The following is a 25,617-nucleotide window of genomic DNA, read 5'->3' as shown; positions in this document are numbered from 1 at the left end:
GAAAAATCATGTTAAAACATTGCCGTGCTAGGGGTTCATACTTACTCTAGCCGCAAAAAATCATAAAAAGTAAATACTGGGAATGTACTTAATGAGCTGGATGAGGATTAAAAACTACAAAATATCGTAAAGTAGGTATATAAAAACTACATATAATCATCGTTAATTTGATGCAAGTAACGGAATAAATAATAAATGTAAATTCTGATGACTTACGAACAAACTTTCCACATTTATAAAAAAACTACACACAATTTATTAACAAATTGGTCAAAGTTAGGAACAGTATCCACTTTTTAAACAGAATTAACAGCTATTTTTCTGATTTTAAGTAGATTAAGAGATAGAACAGGATAAGAACAGTACTTATGGCTATATATTATACACATCAGATCAAATTTATTAAGATATCAACAGAAAAATAATAAATATTTCTGCTTTTTTGTAGATGAAATGATATAAAGAGAATGAATATTCAGATTTAAAATCTTAGAAATTGTGAATATCTCCTTTTGTTTCACGTGCAATGTATGGAATTGCATAAAAAATAGAGAGTAGTAATCATTTAAATTGAAAACTTTCTCTCTGTTTTGTTTGAAGTAATACACTCTATACGTTACCTCCAACACGAATAGCCCTCTACTTTTGTTTTTTTCAAAAATAGAGAGCTGTATCTTTACATTGCAGGAAGCAGCTGATCAACCGTATGTGGTATTTCACTTGTTGAACGGTAATATGCTTCTAAGGACTGTAGAAACTGAATTAAATCAAAGTCTTCAGGGACCTCAATTACACGAATCTTTTCCTTCGGCAATTTATCAATTTTTTCAATGAACAGTTCACGAATATCGCTAGGGATTTGATTTCCTTTATGCCCACTAGACTTTAAGAGTTCGCGAATTTCAATTTCTAATGCTGTATATGCGTTAATATTTACTCCTTGCTCATAAGCATATTTTCTAAATAGTGATTCCTCTTGATACTGCATGTAATTACGATGGTAAGTATCTATAGTTACAGGTACAGCATATTTCGCATGAAGCAGGTCATGCGCTTTACGGAATAGCTTTTGAACATTTCGTAAAGAGTATATAGCAAAATGAGTACCAAATTTAAAAATGGCCTCTTCTTGATCGTGTTTAGGTACATTGTGTGTAATCAAAGGATAAATTCCAGTTTTAGCAGCTGTGTCTAATACACGATATTGAGAAGATTGCTTTAATAATTTACTTAGCGTATAAACAAGCTTTTTCGGATATCCTTCTTGTCGATCAATCATTTCTCGTAAGCCACGAACTACTTGGCGAATCTGACGATGACAAGAGTATTTTAAAACGTTAATGAATTGGTTCATATCCTTGGCAAATTCAGCAATATTCATTTCAACTAACAAGTTTTCTATAAATTTAGCTTTACGCTTATATGTATCGCGTGGTGTAAATGGATCACGGTATTCTGCTCCTTCTTCTTTCGCGCATAAGAAATCAGGATGTACAGATAAATGCAATGTTGTGTATTGCTTTTTATTCTTCTTCCCTTTTTCTAACTTGCAAATTTTAAATAAAGGAGATCCGGTAGCAGAAAGTTTTGTTTCTAATTCCTCAAGTACAGCACGAATCTGATGTGGGTATTTCTTATGTAAGTAACGATACATACCACCAAAGTGTGTTGAGTTTCCTTGTTCATCAACTTTGAATAAAGAACGTTTCAGGGTAGTTTCGCGTTTCTGCTGCATTGCTACATCCATGAATAGTTTCTTAGCTGCAATGGATAACTCAAAGAATTCTTTGGTAAATACTATCGGGCTAATAAATGTATATGCATTTGCTTTATTCGTTTCCTTATTCATGAAATCAGTTAAGGTGATTTTATATTTACCACTGTACTCATTTTCAATTGTAATGATGTTATGGAAACTTAACTTCTTCAAAGCCACATAAAATTGTGAGTGGTGAATATGTGCAAATGCTTCTTTATAATTTTTATAATCTTCCCAAAGCATGTGGATTGATACATGTGAAAGCTCACCATATGTATTACATTTTTTATGAAGAAATAGAAATACTTCTAGATCAGCATTTGTAATACCATATAGCTTATGTTTTCTGCCTTCGTTTTTATCAAATCCACTTACTTTATCTACAATCTTTTTCATTTTCAGTGAAAAAGATGGCTTTGCTTGTTCAACAAATCCCTCTTCATCTGCAATTCGTTCTTCATAGGACATTGACTTCACAATGTCTTCTAGATAAGTATCTTTAAAACTGTAATACTTACCTTCTAAAGCATCTACTAATCTTTGCCATGATTTAATTGTTACAATTACTGGTGTTGTTGTTTCACCATTCAAACTACGTTTGTTCTTTATAACGAAAGGTTTTGCCATCTTTTTCACCTCCTTTTATTTTAAGTTGCAGTTTTCCCCACAATTAGGTATAGAATTACATTTTTGATTATATCAAATCGAATGCTGGTGAAATTTGTCCCTTTAAGAGGAAAAATAAAAAAATGAAACGTGCCTCAATCCCTTGTGCGACAAGGGGTTTGACGTTTCATGAAAAAAAGTTTGTTGCCACCATAGGTCTATGAAGTTTAGTAAATATGAAATGTGGTATAAATTGTGGTAAATCTTTATTAAGCATTGGTTTAATAGGGTTTTTCGCTGATTTCGTTTTACAGTTGTAGCCATCATATAGCTATAACGTTTCATGTTTTGGTTGAATAATAATATTTTGTAAATACCACATAAACGTTGTTATATAGGGATGTAGCTTTGCTTTTACTTGAAAAGTTGTAGCCATCATACCGCTATAAACGTTTCATTTCATTTCATATTTCCTGCCGTCATATAGCTATAGCGTTTCATGTTTTCAAAACAACTTAACTTATATAAAAAACCGATTTAACCTTTGGTATATAAGGATTTGTGTGAGTTTTTATGATGATAGTTGTAGCCATCATATAGCTATAATGGTTTAATCGAGTTTTCAATCATATTTTATGAAATGGCTTTATATCAACGTTTATCATAAAATCATATAGAATAAAATTTTTTTTAGAAGGATAATAATCAGGGCATGCTCGTTTCATTTTTTAAGAGTTGTAGCCATCATATAGCTATAACGTTTCATAAATTACTAAATTGTAGCCACAATAGAGCTATGTCTAATTAAAGATAAAGAGTTGCAGCCATGATAAGGCTATATAATTTCAAGTAAGGGAGTATCGCCATAATAAGGCCGTATAATTTCAAGTAAGAAGTTTATAGCCACAATAAGGCTGTAGGATTTCAAGTAAGAAGTTTATAGCCATAATGAAGCTGTAGGATTTCAAGTAAAGAGTTATAGCTACAATAAGGCTGTAGGATTTCAAGTAAGAAGTTTATAGCCACAATAAGGCTGTAGGATTTCAAGTAAGGAGTTATAGCCATGATAAGGCTGTAGGATTTCAAGTAAGGAGTTATAGCTACAATAAGGCTGTAGGATTTCAAGTAAGGAGTTATAGCCACAATAAGGCTGTAGGATTTCAAGTAAGGAGTTATAGCCATGATAAGGCTGTAGGATTCCAAGTAAAGAGTTATAGCCACAATAATAGGATTTCAAGTAAGGAGTTATAGCTACAATAAGGCTGTAGGATTTCAAGTAAGGAGTTATAGCCACAATAAGGCTGTAGGATTTCAAGTAAGAGTTATAGTTATAGCCATGATAAGGCTGTAGGATTTCAAGTAAGGAGTTATAGCCATGATAAGGCTGTAGGTCAAGTAAGGAGTTATAGCCACAATAAGGCTGTAGGATTTCAAGTAAGGAGTTATAGCCATGATAAGGCTGTAGGATTTCAAGTAAGGAGTTATAGCCATGATAAGGCTGTAGGATTCCAAGTAAAGAGTTATAGCCACAATAAGGCTGTAGGATTTCAAGTAAGGAGTTATAGCCATGATAAAGCTGTAGGATTCCAAGTAAAGAGTTATAGCCACAATAAGGCTGTAGGATTTCAAGTAAGAAGTTTATAGCCACAATAAAGCTGTAGGATTTCAAGTAAAGAGTTATAGCCACAATAAGGCTGTAGGATTTCAAGTAAGAAGTTTATAGCCACAATAAAGCTGTAGGATTTCAAGTAAAGAGTTATAGCCACAATAAGGCTGTAGGATTTCAAGTAAAGAGTTATAGCCACAATAAGGCAGTAAAATAATGTAGCAAGAAAATCAGAGTAAATAGCTAATTTACTTTTAAAAATTGAAACTGTATTGTAAAGTAGTAATTTTACAAATAGAAACAGTTTTATATAATAAAGACAAGCACAGAAGAAATTAAATGATTCCATAATTAGATTGTATAAGAAAGCTGACACCTGTAAGGACTATTCTGATAATATTTCAACTTCAAGGCTATGTAGCCATCATATAGCTATGACGTTTCATAGTGTTAGGATTTAAATTATATTTGTTATTAACATTGTTAGGAGGTACTTAAATATGGAAAAAGTATTAGTATTGTTCAGTGATGCCCTCCTACTTGCTGCTCCAATTTATGAAGAAAACAAGCAGTTATGGGCCAAATGGAATAAATACTATAAAGAAGTACAAGAGAATCACGATAAATTAGTAACATCAGCTAATATGTCCCCTTCCTTTTCAACACTTGTTTCTTGGTTAGGTCAGAAACAAGAGCAAGGAATATCGTTGTTGAACATTTATGCCAATCTGGATAAATATAAAATTGAGATTCAAAATGTACTAGATAAGATCATTGAACAAGAATTCGGAAAAAAAGTTGAAGCAGTTGAACCAACTCAAATTTCAATTTTTGAAGATAGTCAGGTAACAGAACATATAGAAGATATATCGGATGATTACTATCCTGTAACCAATGACGCAATGTATTATCAACTACGTGATGGAATAGCAAAAAATCATTTTGAGGAAGATGAAGCAGTAGCAAAACCGGTATTGCCATTAGAAACGAAAAATTCAAGTGGAGTTGCACAACTATCCTCACATAAGGATGAGGATTTGAGATTAGTGAATACAAACGAAGCAGAAAGATGGTCTATATTGGTTGATGGAGTAATTAGTAATATGGATGATCTTACAGCAGACTGTTTGGATACCATTACAATACAATGGTTAAATCAAGCTAAATCTCCAGATGAATTCATAGATTTTAGTTATGAAAATGTATTGGAATTATGTAATATGCCAAAAGCATCAGCAAACGGTGTAGAGTATTATCGTGCAGAAGATAAGATAAAGGTAGCGCAACGTATTGCAGCGCTGGCTAGTATCTTTATTTATTTGAATGATGATAATGAAGTCGTAGTACTGAATGATCAAGCAGAAACTGGCAAACAATTCGAAATGAAACGTGAAGTAATCAAAAGGCTGTTCGTACTTGATTCTGTAGTGCTATGGAGAGATAAGAATACTAATGAATACATGGGAATAGAATCCTGTAAGATTAAGCCAGGGAGTTTCTTATCAGGCTATTTGTATGGTTCTAATAGTACAACTGCTTTATTGTCAAAAAAAGCATTAGAGTATAATAGTTATAGACACAAGTTTCATAAACGTTTAATACGTTATTTATCCTGGCAGTGGCGAATTCGTCAACAATACAGTACTTTAAAAAGACCATACTCCATTGGTGGAGAAAAAGGTCTACTATCTGTAATAGGTATTAAAACAACGAAGGGTCGCCCAACTCGAATCCGAGAACAACTGGAAAATGTTTTAATTGACTTAGAAAAAGAAAATGTCATTTCACATTGGGCATATGCAGAAGAATTGGATGAAACAAAGATAGGAGAACGTAATTGGTTTAAGAATTACTATTCAAAATTAGGAATCATTATCTTACCACCAAAAGAATTGATGAATAATATAGATAGTATGGTAAAGAAAAAAGCAATAGGTATGCAAGAGAACCATTATATTCTAGATACAGTAAAACAAACTCCTGAAGGATCAGAAGATGTGATACGAGAAAAAATTATGTATCAGCATATGCATCAAAATAAAACAATGCGTGAGATAGCAGATGAAATAGGTCTATCCCCTGCTACGCTATCAAGATTCTGTAATAACAAAATGAAGCGTATTTCAAAAAGTGTTAATGAAAAACTAAACAAGTGGTATGAAAGACAAATAATTATAGAATCTATGTAAAAAGAAGCAGATACCTTTAAATTTATTATCAATACCTAAAACACAAAAAGTCATAAAAAATAAAGGGTGATACATATTAGTCATGTGTAATATGTATCACCCTTGTAATTTTTGTTCAACAATCGCGCCCGATTGTTGAAGATGCTTATTGAAGAAAAGCGCCCGTTTGTTTAAGTTTAATTGTTCACAAAGCATTAAAGGAATGCTTTGTCCGTTGTTGAAGAAAGAAAACACCTCAGTCATTTTTCTTCAGGGTAATAGCCATATGTATTCTTCCGTTCATCATGACGGGTAATTGAGAATCCATTGATAGTCTAAAAAGTTTCTAGCAGTAATAAAGTCCCCTTCTAAAAGACTATGTAGCAATAGACTATTCATATATCCAGATTCAAACACGTAGTACATTTATGCGTTTCTATACTTTACAGGCGAAATGCAAGTCAAGCGGATCGGAAATGAATTGAGCCTTGGTTTGTTTTTGCTAAAATTTTTAATTGATATGCGGCTTCCAATGTTTTATGCTAATTATGCTCTTTATTGCAAATATTTCACATAAAAGGACGGGTCAACTTGAGAAAATCGACAAAGCTAATCATTGCCGGAGTTGTAGCAGCAGTACTATTGCCCTTGGTTTATCTTCAATTAGAGACAGGAGCTGTAACAAAGAAAGCAAGCAATGTCATCTATGACAGCAAATATGGTAAGTGCGGGTTTCTTGACAAGGAATGGGACCAGTTGGAAGAAGCTGGGATCACAAACGCCAGCATAGATGAAATGGTTGCAAATGCTTCGAGTCCTGGGGTTGTGTGTGACGACCTGGAAGACATGCTGTATAACATTCAAAATCCAGAGTTAACAGAAGAAGAGGAAGCCGCTAAAGAAAAAAAATCTGCTAAGTTGGAGGAGGCAGCAAACCAGGCGATTGAGAAAGACAATAGGAGAATCGAAAAAGCAAGAACCTTCATAGATACTGACCTTAAAGCCATGATTGACCCCGTGTTGGTCGATGATTTCAATATGGAGTATAGGGTTGAGGCGGATGAACATTATGCAGGGAATATTAATGTGTTTGTAGATGCTGAGCAAGAAAGCAAGCAGGGAAAAAAATTGCGAAAAGCCTTTATTCAGAAATTTGGTGACGGAGATGTGGATGCCAATTATCAAATTTTGATTTTAACTGAAGACGAAAGTGTTATTGCAAGGGTTTCATTACCTGAATTATAAAAGGAAGGGGCAGTCTGTTGCCCTTCCTTTTTGTTATTGTCTTTTTAATTGAATTTAAACTAACCTGCCCCGTCTGTTTAAGTGAAAATCATCACAATTTTGATTTTACATTTTAACAAAATATCTCCCATAGTATTGAACACGTTCCTCCAGTAAGTATCTCAATTAAAGATAATCTATTTCTCGTCTGACTTTTCCAAAAGAAAGTTTAAATTGCCATGATATAAACAATTCCAAAAGTGTCTATTGTAGTTATCATCATTAATTAATATGTTATTATCAAGCTCCACTAATTTGTTCTTTAAATCATAAAAAGTCTTTGTTAGATTACAATCTTTGTAGTGCCCCTGCTCTATTAGCTGAACCCAATACTTTTTAAAGTAATTGAAGCAGGAATACATTTTCTCTATAGAAGAATTGACAAAATATCTTTCTACTCTTTCCGTAATTTCATGTTCTAGCTCATATATTTCTCCTGTGGGCTGATAGATAGCAATTAGATTACCTGAATCCATATTACTCCCAATAACAAGGTAGGGTTTAAACTTCTCTAAACTCGCTAAAAACGCTTCTGTATATTCTTTATCCAATATCGATAAAGAAAAATCATTTTGTTTTGTCCATTCCACTACATCTAAAAGAAAACCATTTGAATATGTGTAAAATTCTACATTAAGACATTCGAATTCATTTCCTTCAATTTGATGATTAAGTAAAAAGTGCATACTATCAATGGGCAAATTTAATTTGGCTATTTCCAATGTCATTCCTCCAACCCTAAATATTTAGTCTATTTTCTGCTTCTACACAAACTCAATTAAATTTTAGCATAAAGAAATGGTCTCCTTGCGGAAAGTGCAATATGAAATTATAAAAAGGTATGAGTATACAACCCACACCTTTTTACCGGTAGAAATATTCGTTATATGCTTAGTGCATCAATCATGATCAATGTCACCTTCGATATATTGACTGAGTTTATCCTTAATTGCTGCACTTTCTGGAGTGATCTCAGCCACTCTTCGATTATGAAGTCGAGAACCCTCTGCTGTCTTGTCTAGAGATAATGTATTATCATCATCTTGAGAAACAGTAGCGGCCATTTGTTGCTGTAACCATTGCATTGTTAAGTTAGATGTTGTATTTTTACCATTGATTTCTGCAGTTCGTTGAATTTCCTGTTCCTGCTGATTATGAGTTACATTCGATGTATAAGCTGGCTCCCTATATTGTGGTGTATGCTTCGTCCTTGGCACTTCTATAGGAGTTTCAGTAATTGCGGGTGCCTTTTTGTTAAAATCAATAGGCTCTCTATGTGTACCTGTATCTGGTACATTATCTTTTTGCGTATTAGCTACTTCATTAATTATTACATGCTCTAATGAATTGTTACCAGGAATTGACGCTATAGTTTCCCCTTTTTCAAGTCTTGGAGCAGATTTTCTTGAGTTATCTTGCACAGGTTGATTATTTGTTAATTCATCTTCATTGTCAGTATCATCTTCGTTATTGTAATAATCATAAGTATCAGGATTTAACTTCTGTAACCAACCTTCTATTGCAGTCGGCACTGTTGTAGGTGTACTCAATTCCTCAATTACATTTTCTTCACTATCAACATCTGTATCTGTGACATAATCATCATATTTAATTTCCGCATTCAATGACTCTTCTCGAATTTTCAACCAATAAGCAGCTGCTTCTGCATCAACTTGAATTTTAGCTGTTTTAAACTCAATAGAAGGAACAAAGTTTGCATTTACTTGTATTCCACCCTGTGGGGCGTTATCTTTTACAATTTTAGCAGCACACTGGAATGCTTTTTGAATCAATATATCATTTTCAGATAGAATGGGTACCTCTGTTTTCGAATAAGAGTAGGATGTTCTACGGGTACTTTGTGTTTTCGTTTCAGCTGTTACCATATCAATTTCTTGATCACCTTCACGTGCTTCATAAATTGTTTTCGTACCCATAAGTTTACTAAACAATTTAGCGTCTTCATTAGTAACATCACCATAAACAAGTTTATTACGAAATGTACCTAACAGGATATCCATGAATCTTGGGCCATGTTCAATTGCTAATTGACTAATGGTTTGTGCAATAACAATTAAAGGGGCTTTATATTTACGTGATTGAGCAGGAAAACTTTTAAATGCTTTATAAATGTAATCAGCAAACTCATCGACTAAAACAGGATGGTAAGGAGATACGTTAGGCTTACGACGGAAAACGGCATTCTGCACGGCATACAAACATAATTTACCGAATACATCAGATAAATCAGAAAGTTCCCCTTTCGCAGTATTGATTAAAAGGATGCCTCCAAATTCCAAATGCTTTTCAAAGTCAAAATCTGATGGACCACATAATACGCGACGAAGCAGAGGTTGAGCTGAAATATCATTTAATGTGTTTCGTAAACCACGAACGAAGGTTTCTTGTTTATCGATAATCTTTGGCTGCCCATAGTATTTCCCTTCAGTATGATAAATAACTTCCCCTCCTCCACGACCGCCAGAAATTTCAGGCACATAATTTAAATCAAACCATTCATCAACTTGCTTCAATATGCGCCAATGATTTCTCTCATCTCTATCAGGTATAGATTCAATATCATTTGGAAGTCGCCCTTTTAACTTAAGATGCATCTCAAAAACGAGGTTAGCATCATTATACATATCAATTAAATGTTCAAATCTAGCTTCAAATTTTGAATCATGGAGTTTTAACAAGTAAATATGTTGTTTAAGATGGGAACGCTCAGATTGAACGAAGAAAGGATTTCCTGCTCCATTATCAGAGAGCCCCGTTAATACTGAACATAACATCTCAGCAACTTTATCAACTGGACCACGTACGAAATTTATTGAAGGGGTATCAGGATTTGTTGGATCTAAATAGAAAATAACACTATCGGGAATCTTGTGTGCCAATACCAAGTTATATACCTTTTCGCAGAAGTCATTAGATGGCTCGATAACTGTAAGACCATTTACCTGCGTTCCTTTTACATCCTCTGAATGATAATCTTTTCTTGCATATAAGGTTTTAAAGTTATTAATCATTGAAGCCATATAGTCAAGAATTTGATTAGCAATTGGTAAACCTAGTGCAGCTGATTTACCTGTACCAATGTTACCGATGATCATTATATTAAGTGTTAAAGACTTGCCTTGTATTACTGCCATTTCCCGTGTAGCACTGTTAGGACCAAGAAAGATATCGGGTTCTGGCAATTTTGATGGATTTTTTTCAGTGAAAAATCTGTGTAATGAAGTAGCAAGTTTCCGTTGACAATCATCATTCAAAAAGGAAAGCATCCAACCAGGTATTTTAAATACGTATTCCCATTTTCCGAATTCATCTAAAAGCTCTTTTTTATGTTCATAAAAAATCTTAAAGAGCCATAAGAGCACGAGAATAATAATAATTACAGGTATAGCAAATACAAGGTGCATGATATTACTAAAATTTGAAAGTATAGTAGCCTCTAATCCTTTGTCATTTAGTGAAACTTCTCCAGCTTTCGAATGTAAGAATGGAATAAATATCTTAGCTAATGGAACACTAAATGCCCATAAGTACTGGGCAACTATACCAATTAACATCATCGAGAAAATAAACCATCTACGCTTTATCTCCTGATAGGTCTTAACCTTGGTTGATAGTTGCCAAGTATAAATTAAAATCCAAAAGCTAAAAAAGGTTTCAATGTAATAATTAGTTTCAAACGGATTACCCAAGATACTTAAAGTAGGTAATGGAGCCCCCATTTGTATTGACCAGAAAGAAACGTATTTATATATTCCTCTAAAAGCAAAATACCAAGCTAGCAGAAGTAGTAATGTCACAACATAGTAAGATGAGCGGGCTGCTAAACGATATTTCCAGCTTTTTGTAATGTCGATTGTAACTGTATAGGAATTTTTTTTGCTCTTTCCGGCTTTTGGATCCTCCCCATTACCTGGTGCATTATTGAGTTCAGCATTTTTTTGAACTGCATTCTCCAAATTCTTGTTTCACCCTCTCTTTTAACGAATAAAAAGCAGCGGTGAAATTAAGCAATTCAGCAGAAGTAGCCAATAATATATTCTCTGGTGCTATGGAATTGTGATACAAATCAGTAAAAATGGCTTGCTGCCCATGCTCTAATTCATCCGCTTCATATATCCCCAAAATCTTAATTGGGTTTAGTGTTCGGTGTTGATTTTGCATGGCCAACAATCCTGATAATTGTTGTAATTTAAAGTGTGTGTTAACCTCCCCTACCTTAAGTATTGTTAATAGACATAATATTTCTAAGTAATCTAAAGGTTTTTTTTCTTCATCAGGTGATTTTTTTCGTAATACCAAAATGTCATCTGTTAGCTCAAGTAGTTTAGAATGCTGAATCCCTTTCGCTTGCATTTCATTTTTATTAGATATCCACTCTACAGAATAAGGGAAAGAAGAATTTATATTTAAACGTGAAGTGATTTTTTTGAGCATATGACTTTTGCTTAAACTATTAACTTCGCGAATTTCTTGAAGAATATTATTTATTACAAGTGCCGATCCACCCATATTGCATACGTAGACATTTAGGTTATTCACTACACTTAAACGTGGTATATTGCTGAAAGCTTTTTTTAAATTTGTTACACGTGTAGTCCTTTTTTTGTAAGTAGAAATTGTGTGATAGGAGTCATCAATCACTGAAAATAACACGTAAAATTGTTTAGATGGGTTAGCAGCAGCGATATCGAGATATTTTTTTAGTTTGTTTTCTAAAAATGGAATGTTTTCTGATCCAGTATCAACTTCAATATTGATAATAGAATCTTTACAAGTAAGAACCCAATCAGGAATGATTAAAGGGTTTCCGTTTGAATCGGGATAAAACTCTTTAGATGGACGAAATGAATAAACGAGTTGAGGTAGATCTGGTTGGAAGGAAACGGGTTGAAGTTCTGGCTGAAACATTTCGCGATATTCTTCATCTTCGTATAAAAAGTAAACATTATTTGAATTGGAATACATTAGGTTGGGCAAATGTAAGTTTTGCTTCACAATTGAGTTTAGTGGAAAAAGATAATCGCCATTACCACCTACAATTGCACCGGTATGTTCATTTAGGGATTCTGCTTCAAGTAGATTTAGCACAAATTGTGTAATAGCTATATTGTGTTCATATTGCCTTTTGGTAACAAACGAGGTACTGCAATCAGTGATTAATTTTAAACGATATAATATTTCTGCTCCCTTTGAAGTGATAGAAACGAAATCCAATGTAAAGCCACGCTTTTTTCTCACACTTATATTTTCTTTTTTTATTAATTTCATTTTTGCCCATTTAGTTAACTTGGATGAAAATGTGGTTCGACTTATAGGCTCCCCACTTATCAATTCATAGAATTTTCGTAATTGAATTTGAGATACAGTTCGTTGTTCATATAAAAATAAAACTGTAAAAATATCAGAACGATTAAAATAAACACCACGATCATTCTCTCCGACGATATATTTAACGGCATGGTCAAATGATTTTTTCAATTTTAAACACTCCTTTGAAATGGAAAAAATATACGTAAAATTGCATAAAATCGAGTGCGATTATCATGAAATGAAAGTAATTAATGTTGGATAAATTAAGCAGTTCAGTACATAAAAATGATTAATGTATATTTTAACTGAAATTTGCAAAAAAGTAACCCGTTATCCCCCATGGACTCTTGGTTTAAAAACACCTATTATTTCGTCAGGTGTGAGTAATAAACTTCAATGTTATTAAGTAGAAATTTGCTATTAGAGTTCGTCTTATGTACTTCGACATAGATAAGAGAACATATGACGAACTCTAATGATGAAAAAAGGGTTCGTCATATGTATTCCGTCATATATGTGTAGAGTATCTAAAATAGATAAAATGTACAGTGAATATACTTTTGCATAGATGAAACTAAGTATTAAACAGAATTGCATTTAATTCTGTAGAGGTATTTGGTTATCAGAAGGAAAAATTACATCATAAAAGAAATAAGTAAATAAACATAATAAAGTAAATGAAAATTGTGTATATTTCATATTTTGCATGTTACAATCTGATTTAAGGGGTGAAAAAATGCGGAATTGGAACACAGAATATGGGTTAATAACAAAGATAATACAAATTGAATTTGAAACGGACCTTCTTTATACCAAAGTAATCAACACATTATGTAACGAACATGAGATAATCCCATTAAAGTTTGCAGCTCTAGATCCTTATAAAACGTATAATACCGCACAAGTCAGTAGAATTTTGAGGATAAAATCTAATCAATTAAGATTTCTAATCAACAAATACGGTGAATACATCCAATTAAGAAAAAAAAGAACTAAATATATTATTTCATTTAAAGCTGTATATAGGATATATTTAGTGCATCTATGCTTAACAAAGAAATTAATTAGTTCATCTGAATTTAATCGCTTCATGACCTTACATGTTAGTTATAGTGATTATATTGATATGAAATTGACAAGTTATACTGACAAGTTTGTAGAACTTAATTTCAAAGAGAATCAAATGAATGAAAATGAATCACAATTTTATGTGCTATTCCTACAAATCTCAGAAATAACTTCCGAATTAATAAAAGAAATAACTACATATAACATGACATTGACATCCCCTTTCCTTTCTGTAGACAACCAACAGAAAAGTGAGTTATTAAAAAAGAAGCGGGATCATAAAGATTTGTTTAATAAACTAAGTGTTTTATATAAAACTATATAGTTAAAAGAGTAATACTCAAGAAGTATTACTCTTTTTTTTAGGGGTATATACACGTCTTATTTATAAGTCTTTTATATAAGTCTTTCAAATATGACGTATGAAATTTCTTGGTAATATTTTATTGACATGAAATTAATATAAAAGTATATAAAACCTTTAATGATAAGTGTTTTTCTGTACATCTTATATGTAGTTCGTATATATAAGACGTATAAATCTAATGGCCATGATAATAGAATTTTATTTTAGAAGTATTATATATCGGAATTATAATTCTAGATAAAAATATACATAAATACTGCACCCATATTTATAATTTAATAGTTATTGTTAGTTATATGAAACCTGATATTAACATGTTTTGTTCACTGCTTATATGAACGACTTTCATGTACGTCTTATATAATTGTTGTTGGTATATAAGACATTAGTTCAATTTTACATTTTGTGAATCTTATATAAGCCTTATATATAACAACTTGATATAAGTCTTATATATAATGACTTGATATACGTCTTGCAATGATGTAATATATTTTTAGGAATAATTAACCAACGTTTTAAGGGGGGAACAACTTGAACGAGGTATTAAGTGAAAAATATAAACAAAACAAATTTACTGAAGAAGCTGTGGAAATGTTTGCAGACATTATTGAAGAAGACGAAATACTCTACAATGTATTTCATTACATAGGATCTCAAGTAAACAAACAATACCAAGAAACAAAATATATGAGAGGTATTTCAATAAATGAGATAGTAGAAAGTGTTGTTATTGATAGGAGAGTAAAGAAACCTAAGGGTAAATCCTATTCATTAGAACTTGAAAGAACTAACATTTCAAGAAGATCAGCGGAAGGTAGTGTTGCTACTTTAGCTTCAATGTCATTAATAACAGAAAAAATTATGCATCCGTATAAGTTTTTAATTTCAACTATTAGGGGGCAGCAAGTATTAGTTGAATTAAGCAAACGTAAGAAAAGTAATGAGAATAAGGGAGAGATAAAATAATGGCAAAAAACTTTCTGAAAAACGAAGTAGCAGTGAAAATGACTATGGTTGGTTTTGGTCAAGCTGGAACTAGAATGGTAGATAAGTTTGCTGAGTATAAGCATACAGACGGTACAGCAGTTTATAATTGCCTAGCATTGAATAGTAATGATGGGGATTTAGCAGAACTGAAAAACGTGCCAAAAAGCAACCAAGTTTCACTAAAATTAGGTGGTTTGGGTAAGAATCCTGAGCGTGCTGTAAAGGTGTTAGAATCTAATGAAGAAGCTAAGGACAAACTAAAAGAATTTATAACGCAACGTGTCAGACCAACTGATGAGTTAGTGCTATTTTTTGCAGGTTTAGGTGGTGGTACAGGTACATCTACAATTATTCAAGCAATTGAAGAATTCTCTGCTTTTCATAATAAACCTGTAATTGCTGAAGAACTTAAAAGTATGGCAATGAAAATTCCTAGAGAAGAATTAATCAAAAATCAACAAAAGTATGCAAGAATTGCTTTCAATAATGCAATTGAACGTAAAGATTTTATTAAAATGGGTATTGTGGTTACACTCCCAGTTAGAGCAGATGGGCCGGATGTACTAAGACAGGTGAATAAATTTTCACAAGAAATTTGGAAGTTAGCTAATGATCCAGCGAAAGGCGTTGCATTTGTTGTATTTGCAGATAACCAACACTTCTATGATGAGTTTAAGGGATTAAACGAAAATGAGAAAAAAGGCATTGGAAACTCACGAGATTATGCAAACCAACGCATTGGAGATATTATTCATGAGTTAAATACAGCTGCAAATGGTTCAGGAACATCAGTAATTCTAGATTCTCAGGACTTTAAACGAATTTTACTAGAAAGAACAGGCTGTTTAGTAATTAATAAGGTTTCACGTAATATGAATCAAATTGAAAACAGTGAAGAAATTGTAGATATGTTCTCAGAATCATTGAAAGGAAGCTCATTCCATCACCCTATTGACCTGATGAAGACAAATGAAAATGGAGATTTAGAGGCATCGAAGGTACATCATTTTGGTATGTTAGCAATTTTAGATGAACAGAAGAACATTGATGATTCATTTATGGATGATGCAAAAGTAGAAGTGACAAATAAACTACCAATCAATGGAACTGTTTTTAATGGTTATTTAGTGAGTAAAAATGACTTTATGGGCAGCGTGTATACTTTCTATAAGACAGATGCACTACCATCACGTTTATCTAAAGGATTAGTTGAGGAATATAACGAATTTAAGGAAAAACAGAGTCAAATTCAATATACAAAGTCACAAATTAATACTATTGAAGCGCAAGACTCGGACGATGACTTCAATATTAACTTTGGTGATTACTTTGAATTAGAACCAGTTAAAGATGAAGAACCACAAACGCAAGATGATGAAGAATTAGCTGCATTTATGGATCCCGATAAGATGTTTGGAACAAAATAAAAAATAAGCCTGGAATTTTCCAGGCTTATTTTTCTGTTCTCATTACATTTTTCATGTATTCAATCATGTTCTCATCAATATAGTTTTCTATGAAAAGTTGTTTTCTCGCAAGATCTTCCTCTTTTTTAAACCAGCCAACTTTTTTAATACGAGTTTCTTCTGGTTGTGAACTCCACTCTCTTTCAGCTTGTTTTCTTAATTCTGTACGCGCTCTATGTTGAATTATCATATTATCTAGTCTTTCTTGTCTTTGGCGCTCTTTTAACATTTCAGGGTCTTCTGGTTCAGGGAGCACTGCACGTATAGCATCTTCAAACTTTCCTTGATACTCTAATTCAATGTTTTGTAAATGCATTTGAATCTTTTGCTCGACTATTTTTTCAATAGTCGCTGCAGCTTCCTGCATGTTTAATTGGGTTGATACTTCACTGTTTTGATTTTCTGGAGAAACTGGTCTTAGTTCAAATTGATGTGGTAAAAGCTCAATAATTGCATCTAGCGACCACTTTTCATCCCTTTTTAGCTTGATAAATAAAGCTATGTCTAAATCCAGTGTGTTATATAGCTTTTCATTTGTATTATTGGTTCTTAATGTTCCGTGTAACCCCTTTTCCTCTAGGATATTGAACCAATTGTATACAGTGTTATGATGTCGGCCTACTAGTTTTGAAAACTCTGTTATTCGCCAAGCTTTTTCAAAAGTATCTTCATGACTAGAGTTTGTATTATTTGACTCCATATGTTCAGTTGTATTTTTGTTATCTTGTTCAATCATCGTTGTACCTCCTTGAAATATAATGGCCATAGCAAAATGGAATTAACATATAAAGTGAGATTGATATGTTAAGTGTCTTTCGACGATATAAACCTCAATACCTTTATCGATTGACATTCACATGAAATGTGTCATTGATATATAAAGCACCACTTGTTAACATGAAGTTGATAAATGAGGATTTAGAATTAACTATTGCTAATGTCCAGTTAATAATCCGTTAGTTATTAATGATTATTGTTGCTATGAAATTAACAAATTAGTCTACAATATATTAATGATAAGAAAATATTAGTGATTTGTAAATAAATTATAAGGATATAGCATTAAACTTAAAGACTTAAAAGCTAAAAAATATGTATAAATCTAAAGCGAAAAGCCCATACTAATAGTAAATAAAGGCCTATATTTATTGTAATTTATGATACTCGGTAGTAGAAAACCAAGAATGGTATAATTAATTGGTTTCAGTAGGTCTTTAGAATGCACGTGATGGCTATTATAGGTTATTGATGTACTTTTATGTGGTTTAATATAAACTCACTTTTTCTAGGGGGTATCGCCCTTTACAAGTGATTTCTATATAATCAAAATTGATTCATACAATTGCTACTTTTAAATCGGAAGTAATAAAAAGTAATTTATTGTTTTTGGCTACTATCAAAATACTTTCAAGAATGATATCTTCTCCGATTTATCCAGTGAATCTTGCTATAGAAAAAAGCCATTTAATAGATGTAGAATCTAAAGCTCTATTTGTATGTATATTCTCAACTTTATAATCAATGATTGTTAATGTTATATCAACACGTATGGGTGATAGTTGATATGACACTACTATTGATGGATAACTATCCCTATTAACATGTCAATCTCAGGTCACATATCAATTACAAATAAAGAGAAAACTGTTAATTTTGTTGTGTTACTAATAAGAAACTATCAATTGTATGGAGTTCTTGTTAGTTTCTAGCCACAATTATTGTTCTTTTAGGATGTTTTCTTTTTTTGATTTTCCAATAGAAACCTGTTGTGGTAGATAAATTTTTAACTAATGCAAATTCCGAAGAACCAAGATCTGCATCTATGCGTATTACAACTACATAATTGTTAATGTTATATCGATGTTTAATGCATATTGTTGATATGACATTAACAATATAGATAGCGTTTCTCTCTACGTATCGCTTTTAGACTATATACCAATGATAAACAAAGGCTGAAAAGCATTGAATTACTGTCATCATTTGTTATTGCGATTAAATTTTAACTATTTTTTGATAGTGTGAAAACAACTTCTAGGATAGATCATCACTAGATTTACTTCGAGCAAACTACCACAGAAGAAAAAAAACACCAATATAGATTTTGAAATCTTGAAAGCTATAAACACTTCTCCTTTTTGACACCTTATTGTTAATGTCATATCAATATTAATTAGAATGATATTGATTGCAAAAGAAAACAACTGCTTAACATGTCAATTTCAGGTTACATATCAATGATAAACAAAGGGAAAACTGTTGATTTTTTGGTGTCACTAATAAGAAACTATCAATTGTATGGAGTTCTTGTTAGTTTCTAAGTGCAATTATAGTTCTTTTAGAGTGTTTTTTGATTTTTCGTTAGAAATCTGTTGTAGTAAATAAATTTATAACTAATACAGATCTCGATGACCCAAGACATGTATTTATGCGTATTTCAACTACTTAATTGTTAATGTCATATTGATGTTAAATAAAAATTATTGATATGACATTAACAATATAGACAGTATTCCTTTCTATGTGTTGTTTTTAGACTGTATGTCAATGATAAATAAAGGGTAAAATGCTGTCATCATTTATTATCCCGATTAAATTTTTAACTATGTTTTGATGGTGTCGAGACATTTTCTAGGATAAATCGTCACTAGATTCACTTCGAGAAAACTGCCGCAGAAGAAAAATTTCAACCGATATAGATTTTGAAATCTTGAAAGCTATAAACGATTCTTCTTTTTTGACACCTTATTGTTAATGTTATGTCAATCTTATTCAAAATGATATCGATAACAAAAGAAAACAATTAGTTAACATGTTAATCTCGGTTGACATGTTAATAACAAATGAAAGATTAAAAATCAGTTATCTTTTCATCGGTATCAACATGAAATCGATAGTTTCAAGGTGTTTCTTTTTTTATGTCTTACTAGCATTGAAACATTTTCAAAGGTAGTTTATTAATCAACTTATTTCCGTGCAATCTGTTGCAATGGACTAATGTTCAACTAATATAGATCTTGAAGTTTAGATAGGTACAAACATTTTTGATAAGTAATCGCTTGTTAATGTTATGTTGATGTTAACCGGTGGATACTAGTGATAAAGTTGGTGCGCTTCGTTTGATATGTTAATCTCATTTGACATGTCAATGTCAAATTTGGGTGAGATGTATTGATTTTCTGTTGGTATCAACATGAGATTGATAATTATATGACTGTTTTATAGTCCTTATTCTAAAGTGTTTTTGAGTAGGATTAATTAATTTTGAACAAAATATAATGTTGTGATGATTGTTTACAAGAAATATATTATGGTCAACAAGATTACGCTTAATAGCGCAGTTAATTGGTTAGTAGAGAGTATACTGTACCAAAAAAAGTAAGCAGAAAAACATTAGTGAACGGTTAATAAGGGGGACCCTTATAGCTTAGTAAATATAGATTGCTAAAATAGTATCTAATTCCGAAGAAGTTCTCGCTTCAAAAGGTCCAAAAGGGGTTAAGCGGTGAGATGCCCATGTATAATTATAGTGTGGAGTTTTATAATATTAGAAGATTATTTGATTAAATAAAGAATTTTTGGTATATTCTTACTATAGATTGTTAATTTTTTTATTTTCTAGTGATTACATAAAGCCCTTCGGGTTACGGATTAAATTACACGTTTGTGTGGTATTTAACCTCCGTATTCCAAAGGGCTTTTTTATTTGATCAAGGGAAAAGGAGATATGTGATGTCAATTGAAAAGTTAGCAGCAAGTAGAATATTAAGGCCAGTGAGAAGCATGAATAAGGGGAGTAATGAGAGATGGTTTGAATATTATAGAACAACGTGCCCTATATGTGGTAAGCAAGGATGGTGCATGGTTAATAATTCTGAAACCAAAATAATATGTGGACGAATTCCATCAGAAACAGTATTCGGGGAAGCAGGCTATTTACATATAGTAGCTGAAGATCAAAAAAGGGGATATGACTTTTCTCAAGAACAGATGATTAAGGAACATAGGCGGAAAAATGATTACACTCTTGATATTATTTACACTTTATTCCTAGAATCTTTAGACGTGCGAGATGAACATATTAAAATGTTAATGGGATCAAAGCGTAGGATTACAAGAGAAGTAATAAGTGTTAGAAATTACAAAAGTTTTCCTATTAAACCTTGGGATACTACGAAAGAGCTAATAAAAAAAGTAGGGGGGAAAACAAGCTATGTTGTTGGAATTCCAGGATTTTATGCAAAAGGAACAAAGGATGGAAGATATTTTACATTTGCAGGAAGGAGAGATTCTTTATTAATACCTCAGAGAAATATATATAATCAGATATGCGGTTTTCAATGTAGAATTGATAATCCTGAATATATGACAGTTGTAAAAAATTATAAACCAAGCTTTAAGGCAGAAGTTATTGAGCAACCCAATACTATAGAGGTGACCTATGAAATTAATGGGAAGATAGAGTCTATATTTAAAGGTGAAATCGATGTTAAAGAATGGTATGAAATTAATTATGAAGGTGAAAAATTAGGTGAAGTACAATTAAAGTTAGAAAGTAAATATATTTGGGTTAGCTCAGGTGGGAGATTTCATGGCACGGGAGCAGGGAACCCATTGCCAATACATGTAGCAGTACCTAGTCGAGAGCTGAAAAATTGGGAACGTGGAGAATTAATAAAAAAGGATAATGTATGGATTTCAGAAGGTAGTCTAAAGTCTGATATTGCTGCAGAAAACTTAGACGAGCTTCTAACAAATGAGGAAAAAGTAATGTATGGTACCACAGTTGTATCAATACCTGGGGTTAAAGTATGGAGAATATTAATTGAACCATTAAAAAAAATGGGAGTTAAACAGGCGACGTTTGCTTTAGATATGGATATGATTACAAATTCAGATGTTCAGCGGTCGTTATTAGAATGTGCGCAAGCGTTTTATCAAGAAGGGATAAGTATTAATTATGCAAGTTGGGATATTAATCTTGGAAAGGGGCTAGATGATTTACTGTTAAACGATTATATTCCAGCAATAGAGAAAGTGAGATAAACGCTATTTTAATTGAAATAAGTTAAAAAACATATTAATAAGGGATAGAAATGATTAATTACTTTTCTATACCATAATTAGAATGAGTGTTTTTATAAAATCGAAATTTCTATGTTAATTATACAAAAATTACATATGAGGTTCGAGGAAATATAAATTTGGAAGCTTTAAAGGTAAATTTATTTTTTACTCTTTCTAAACGGATGTTTTGTATAGAAGAATATAAAACATCTATTATTTTATACGTGTTCTTGATAGTCATCAGGGTTTAAATTGTATATAAACCTTGATGATTATCAAGATTTATATAAATATAATTAGTTTAATCATAAGGAAATGATGGATATTTTAATATCTCGGTAATCTCTTGAAATTTTTAGAATAATTCATTTTACATTTTGTTATAATCCTATATCATATACATACAGGATAAATTTGGAAGAGTTTTAGGGCGAAGTTTCGTATCTATGTAATATCGATAGTAGTTTTTAATTACTAAATAATACTATTCATGTATACGAGGTGAAACAAATGGGGAGACGAGTAAGCGAGAAGAAAACGAAAGAGCAGTTTTTATATGAAAGAAGAAGACAATTAGAAATAATGGAAGGTATTAGTAGCATCTGCAAAGGATGTGATATTTATATAGAATTGAGAAAAACGAAAGCACATAAAGAAGTTGCCAATACATGCGCAAGGAATTGTAAGTTGATTAGTAACGTACAAAAGGAGACAAAGATGTTTTTAGAAACAATTCTATAAAATGAGAAGGGAGGGGAGTAACAGTTGAAATAAATCTATAAAACTTTATAAAAGACCCTCTAATTATTATAAAGTTTAAGTAATAATAATTAGAGAGGTGATATAGATGAAGTACTATTTCATAGGTGAATTTGCTAATTTAATAGGAAAGACAACTCAAACGTTAAGAAACTGGGATAAACAAAATGTTTTTAAACCACATCACGTAACGGATAGTGGTTATCGATATTACTCACAAGAACAACTTAATCACTTCTTGGGTATTAAAGGTGAAATGCAGTTAAACAAAATAGTGATAGGATACTGTAGAGTTAGCTCTCATAAACAGAAAGATGATTTGGAAAAACAAATTGATAACGTAAAAACGTATATGTTTGCTAAAGTCTATAAATTTGAAATCATCACTGATATAGGAAGTGGGATTAACTATAATAAAAAGGGATTAAATGAATTAATTGATAAGGTCACTAATTCGGAAGTAGAAAAGATTGTTATTCTATATAAAGATCGGTTAATTCGATTCGGGTATGAATTAATCGAAAACCTATGTAATAAATATGGAACGACTATTGAGGTCATTGACCATACAAAAAAGATCGAGGAACAAGAATTAGTAGAAGATTTAATTCAGATTGTCACTGTTTTCAGCTGTAGATTGCAAGGCAAAAGAGCCAATAAAGCCAAGAAGATGATTAAGGAGTTGATGGAAAATGATACTTGCGAGAAAAGTAAGAATAAGACCAAATAAAGAACAAGAACATCAACTTTGGAAATCCGTTGGAACAGCCCGATGGGCTTATAACTGGACATTAGGTAAACAAGAAGAAAATCACAAGCACGGTGGTAAATTTCTATCTGACGGCCTCCTTCGTAAAGAATTAACAGTTCTGAAACAAACAGAAGAATATGTATGGCTATACGAAGTATCCAATAACATTACAAAGCAAGCGATCAAAGATGCTTGTGAAGCATATAAGCGATTCTTCAAGGGACTGGCTAATAAACCATGTTTCAAAAGCAGAAGAAAATCCAAGCCGTCTTTTTACAACGATAATGTGAAATTGAAAGTTCGAAATAACGAAGTGTTGATTGAAAAAGTTGGATCGATGAAAATTTCAGAATCATTACCAGTCGATGTAAAGTATACGAATCCACGTATTCATTTCGACGGAAAGTATTGGTATTTGTCCGTTGGCGTAGAAAACGAGTGTCCCAAAATAGAATTAACAGATGTCTCACTAGGTATTGATGTTGGTGTGAAGGAACTGGCTGTTTGCTCGGATGGAGAGAAAAAGAAAAATATCAACAAAACACAAACAGTAAAAAAGGTAGAGAAACGCCTTCGTAGGTTGCAACGTCAAGTTTCTCGCAAATATGAAATAAATAAGGAGGGAAACCGTTTCATCAAAACCAGCAACATTATAAAAGTCGAAAAGAAAATACAACACTTGCATAGAAGGTTGACCAATATCAGAACAAATTATCTTCATCAAGTCACGAAAGATATCGTGAAAACCAAGCCATATCGAATCGTGATGGAAACCTTGAACATCAAAGGAATGATGAAGAATAAGCACTTGTCTAAAGCTATTGCAAAACAATGTTTATATGAGCTTAAGCGACAAATTCAATATAAAAGCGAAAAATACGGTATTGAATTTATTGAAGCTGATAAATGGTATCCATCTTCTAAGACGTGTTCAAGTTGTGGAAGCATCAAGAAAGATCTAAAGCTATCTGATCGCACATACAAATGTGCTTGTAGTCATGTCATAGATCGGGATTTGAATGCAGCCATCAACTTGTCACGTTATGAATTAGCCAATTAACACCTAAACGTTATGGCTAATATGTAGGATGCGTTGTATCCGAATTTACGCCCTCGGAGAGTTATATCAAACGGTAGTTGCTTTGGCAAAACCGGACTCGTAGAACAGGGAAATAAACAAACTTTATAGACTTTTATAAGGTTTTGGCAACGGAATAGGTATGAATCAATCATATAGCAGCTTGAATCGCGATGAGTCATTAAATAAAACTATAACACAAGGTTCTACTGCAAGAAGTATTAAGCCAATGGCTAATCCAGAAGAAAACACTTTTGAAATTAAGGGAATTGGGAATTATAAGGTACTATCAAAACAAGAAAGTTTAAAATTATTTCAGCGGTACAAACATGGTGAAAAGGATCTACGTGATTATTTGTTTCATGTGAATGTAGGACTAGTATTATCTATTGCAAGAAAGTACAAAAACAAGCACCCTGAAATAGAGTTTGATGATCTAGTTCAAGAAGGTAATGAGGGAATGTTACGGGCAATGGAAGATTTTAATCCGGCTTTAGGTTATTGCTTTTCCACGTACGCTTTTTGGTGGATACAAAAAAGTATGTTAGGAATTATATGTAAAAAAAAGTCTGGGCCTTTTAAAATCCCTAATTATGTGAATCAATTTAATTTAAGATATGTCGAGTTAGAAGATAAATATCTACAAATGTACAACAGGACCCCTTCAGTGGAAGAAGTAGTAAAAGAGTTAAATGTAACTAGCGAAACAGTCATTAAGCATAACGTATATTATAAGCGGGCTACTACTATGACTTTGGATATAGATACAATAAATGAAGATATAGGTATATCAAATCCATTCTATGATGATAGTTCAGCAATTCCGTCAACAAATGAGATGGTAATTGAGGACCTAAATTACGAGATATGGTTAATATTTGATGAAGTATTAAACCCAAAGCAAAAGATGGTACTAAATCTATGTTTTGGTCTTCTAGATAGTAAAGTATATTTGCATAAAGAAATTGCAAAAGCACTTATGATAACAACTGAAAGAGTGTCACAAATAAAGGATGAAGCAATTAAAAGATTGAAGAAATGTGACTATAAAGATGAAATTTTTGATCTACTACATGAAAAGTTGAGAGTAATGGATGAACTTAATATGGCGTGAAAATATATATTCTTATTTATCAGAATATACAGTGTAACGAGCGTGTTGTATCTTTTTTATCTGAAAATTGGAAACAAAGTGATGTATTAAGGGTATAACATGTACTAAAAACTCAATAGATGATAAATAAAAAGAAGGATAAATGGGTGCTACCTGTTTATCCTTCTTTTTATTTATCATGCTTAAAAAAATAATATTATCTT

At 32.0% G+C, this 25,617-nt stretch carries 15 protein-coding genes; 10 read left to right on the top strand and 5 right to left on the bottom strand.

Features of this window, described 5'->3' with window-relative positions; all coding sequences use genetic code 11:
* Positions 1-676: 676 nt before the first annotated feature.
* Complete coding sequence (locus MKY90_RS30070) at positions 677-2,386, bottom strand: hypothetical protein (RefSeq protein ID WP_341093759.1); 1,710 nt, start codon at positions 2,384-2,386, stop codon at positions 677-679.
* A gap of 2,085 nt (positions 2,387-4,471) precedes the next feature.
* On the opposite strand from MKY90_RS30070, the gene MKY90_RS30065 reads away from it, so the two are divergent.
* Both MKY90_RS30065 and MKY90_RS30060 read left to right on the top strand, forming a co-directional pair.
* On the top strand, positions 4,472-6,160 hold the full coding sequence (locus tag MKY90_RS30065) for a helix-turn-helix domain-containing protein (protein WP_098169017.1): 1,689 nt from the start codon (positions 4,472-4,474) through the stop codon (positions 6,158-6,160).
* Positions 6,161-6,730: 570 nt separating this feature from the next.
* Positions 6,731-7,384 carry a hypothetical protein gene (locus tag MKY90_RS30060; protein ID WP_046960426.1) on the top strand — a complete coding sequence of 218 codons (654 nt, stop codon included), beginning with the start codon at positions 6,731-6,733 and terminating at the stop codon, positions 7,382-7,384.
* Between the two features lie 176 nt (positions 7,385-7,560).
* Here MKY90_RS30060 and MKY90_RS30055 read toward each other — a convergent pair whose 3' ends face one another.
* The 3 genes from MKY90_RS30055 to MKY90_RS30045 all read right to left on the bottom strand — a co-directional run bounded on the left by MKY90_RS30055 (position 7,561) and on the right by MKY90_RS30045 (position 12,922).
* Positions 7,561-8,151 carry an SUKH-4 family immunity protein gene (locus MKY90_RS30055; protein WP_098169015.1) on the bottom strand — a complete coding sequence of 197 codons (591 nt, stop codon included), beginning with the start codon at positions 8,149-8,151 and terminating at the stop codon, positions 7,561-7,563.
* Positions 8,152-8,322: 171 nt separating this feature from the next.
* Positions 8,323-11,400, bottom strand: coding sequence for a type IV secretory system conjugative DNA transfer family protein (locus tag MKY90_RS30050; RefSeq protein ID WP_341093756.1), 3,078 nt, complete (start codon positions 11,398-11,400; stop codon positions 8,323-8,325).
* On the bottom strand, positions 11,372-12,922 hold the full coding sequence (locus MKY90_RS30045) for a replication-relaxation family protein (RefSeq protein ID WP_098169013.1): 1,551 nt from the start codon (positions 12,920-12,922) through the stop codon (positions 11,372-11,374). The genes MKY90_RS30050 and MKY90_RS30045 overlap by 29 nt, the downstream gene beginning before the upstream one ends.
* A 538-nt stretch (positions 12,923-13,460) precedes the next feature.
* On the opposite strand from MKY90_RS30045, the gene MKY90_RS30040 reads away from it, so the two are divergent.
* From MKY90_RS30040 to MKY90_RS30030, 3 genes are all read left to right on the top strand, one after another.
* Positions 13,461-14,147, top strand: coding sequence for a hypothetical protein (locus tag MKY90_RS30040; RefSeq protein WP_098169012.1), 687 nt, complete (start codon positions 13,461-13,463; stop codon positions 14,145-14,147).
* A 576-nt stretch (positions 14,148-14,723) separates the two neighbouring features.
* Positions 14,724-15,158 (top strand): hypothetical protein, encoded by a 435-nt coding sequence (locus MKY90_RS30035; RefSeq protein WP_098169011.1) that lies wholly within the window; start codon positions 14,724-14,726, stop codon positions 15,156-15,158.
* The gene (locus MKY90_RS30030) at positions 15,158-16,606 is read left to right on the top strand and encodes a cell division protein FtsZ (protein WP_098169010.1); all 1,449 of its coding nucleotides are present in this window, start codon (positions 15,158-15,160) and stop codon (positions 16,604-16,606) included. Before MKY90_RS30035 ends, MKY90_RS30030 begins: the two co-directional genes overlap by 1 nt.
* 25 nt (positions 16,607-16,631) lie before the next feature.
* Here MKY90_RS30030 and MKY90_RS30025 read toward each other — a convergent pair whose 3' ends face one another.
* Positions 16,632-17,381 carry a MerR family transcriptional regulator gene (locus MKY90_RS30025; protein WP_098169009.1) on the bottom strand — a complete coding sequence of 250 codons (750 nt, stop codon included), beginning with the start codon at positions 17,379-17,381 and terminating at the stop codon, positions 16,632-16,634.
* A gap of 2,996 nt (positions 17,382-20,377) precedes the next feature.
* On the opposite strand from MKY90_RS30025, the gene MKY90_RS30020 reads away from it, so the two are divergent.
* The 5 genes from MKY90_RS30020 to MKY90_RS30000 all read left to right on the top strand — a co-directional run bounded on the left by MKY90_RS30020 (position 20,378) and on the right by MKY90_RS30000 (position 25,414).
* The gene (locus MKY90_RS30020; RefSeq protein ID WP_098169007.1) at positions 20,378-21,691 is read left to right on the top strand and encodes a DUF3854 domain-containing protein; all 1,314 of its coding nucleotides are present in this window, start codon (positions 20,378-20,380) and stop codon (positions 21,689-21,691) included.
* A gap of 531 nt (positions 21,692-22,222) precedes the next feature.
* Entirely contained in the window at positions 22,223-22,453 is a 231-nt protein-coding gene (locus MKY90_RS30015; RefSeq protein WP_098169006.1) for a hypothetical protein, read from the top strand.
* A gap of 106 nt (positions 22,454-22,559) precedes the next feature.
* Positions 22,560-23,201 (top strand): IS607 family transposase, encoded by a 642-nt coding sequence (locus tag MKY90_RS30010; RefSeq protein WP_098169005.1) that lies wholly within the window; start codon positions 22,560-22,562, stop codon positions 23,199-23,201.
* Positions 23,164-24,282 (top strand): RNA-guided endonuclease InsQ/TnpB family protein, encoded by a 1,119-nt coding sequence (locus MKY90_RS30005; RefSeq protein WP_098169004.1) that lies wholly within the window; start codon positions 23,164-23,166, stop codon positions 24,280-24,282. Before MKY90_RS30010 ends, MKY90_RS30005 begins: the two co-directional genes overlap by 38 nt.
* 160 nt (positions 24,283-24,442) lie before the next feature.
* The gene (locus MKY90_RS30000) at positions 24,443-25,414 is read left to right on the top strand and encodes a sigma-70 family RNA polymerase sigma factor (protein ID WP_098169003.1); all 972 of its coding nucleotides are present in this window, start codon (positions 24,443-24,445) and stop codon (positions 25,412-25,414) included.
* The last annotated feature ends 203 nt before the right edge of the window (positions 25,415-25,617 follow it).

The organism is Bacillus sp. FSL P2-0099 (genome assembly GCF_038007445.1).
Taxonomy (GTDB): Bacteria; Bacillota; Bacilli; order Bacillales; family Bacillaceae_G; genus Bacillus_A; species Bacillus_A mycoides.
This window is presented reverse-complemented; position numbering and strand designations above follow the sequence as displayed.

Excerpts from the sequence above, each read along its gene's own strand:
- MKY90_RS30055 (WP_098169015.1), bottom strand. The coding sequence starts at position 8,151 with ATGACATTGGAAATAGCCAAATTAAATTTGCCCATTGATAGTATGCAC.
- MKY90_RS30020 (WP_098169007.1), top strand. The coding sequence starts at position 20,378 with ATGTCAATTGAAAAGTTAGCAGCAAGTAGAATATTAAGGCCAGTGAGA.
- MKY90_RS30030 (WP_098169010.1), top strand. The coding sequence starts at position 15,158 with ATGGCAAAAAACTTTCTGAAAAACGAAGTAGCAGTGAAAATGACTATG.
- MKY90_RS30070 (WP_341093759.1), bottom strand. The coding sequence starts at position 2,386 with ATGGCAAAACCTTTCGTTATAAAGAACAAACGTAGTTTGAATGGTGAA.
- MKY90_RS30010 (WP_098169005.1), top strand. The coding sequence starts at position 22,560 with ATGAAGTACTATTTCATAGGTGAATTTGCTAATTTAATAGGAAAGACA.
- MKY90_RS30015 (WP_098169006.1), top strand. The coding sequence starts at position 22,223 with ATGGGGAGACGAGTAAGCGAGAAGAAAACGAAAGAGCAGTTTTTATAT.
- MKY90_RS30000 (WP_098169003.1), top strand. The coding sequence starts at position 24,443 with ATGAATCAATCATATAGCAGCTTGAATCGCGATGAGTCATTAAATAAA.
- MKY90_RS30040 (WP_098169012.1), top strand. The coding sequence starts at position 13,461 with ATGTTACAATCTGATTTAAGGGGTGAAAAAATGCGGAATTGGAACACA.
- MKY90_RS30005 (WP_098169004.1), top strand. The coding sequence starts at position 23,164 with ATGATACTTGCGAGAAAAGTAAGAATAAGACCAAATAAAGAACAAGAA.
- MKY90_RS30025 (WP_098169009.1), bottom strand. The coding sequence starts at position 17,381 with ATGATTGAACAAGATAACAAAAATACAACTGAACATATGGAGTCAAAT.
- MKY90_RS30065 (WP_098169017.1), top strand. The coding sequence starts at position 4,472 with ATGGAAAAAGTATTAGTATTGTTCAGTGATGCCCTCCTACTTGCTGCT.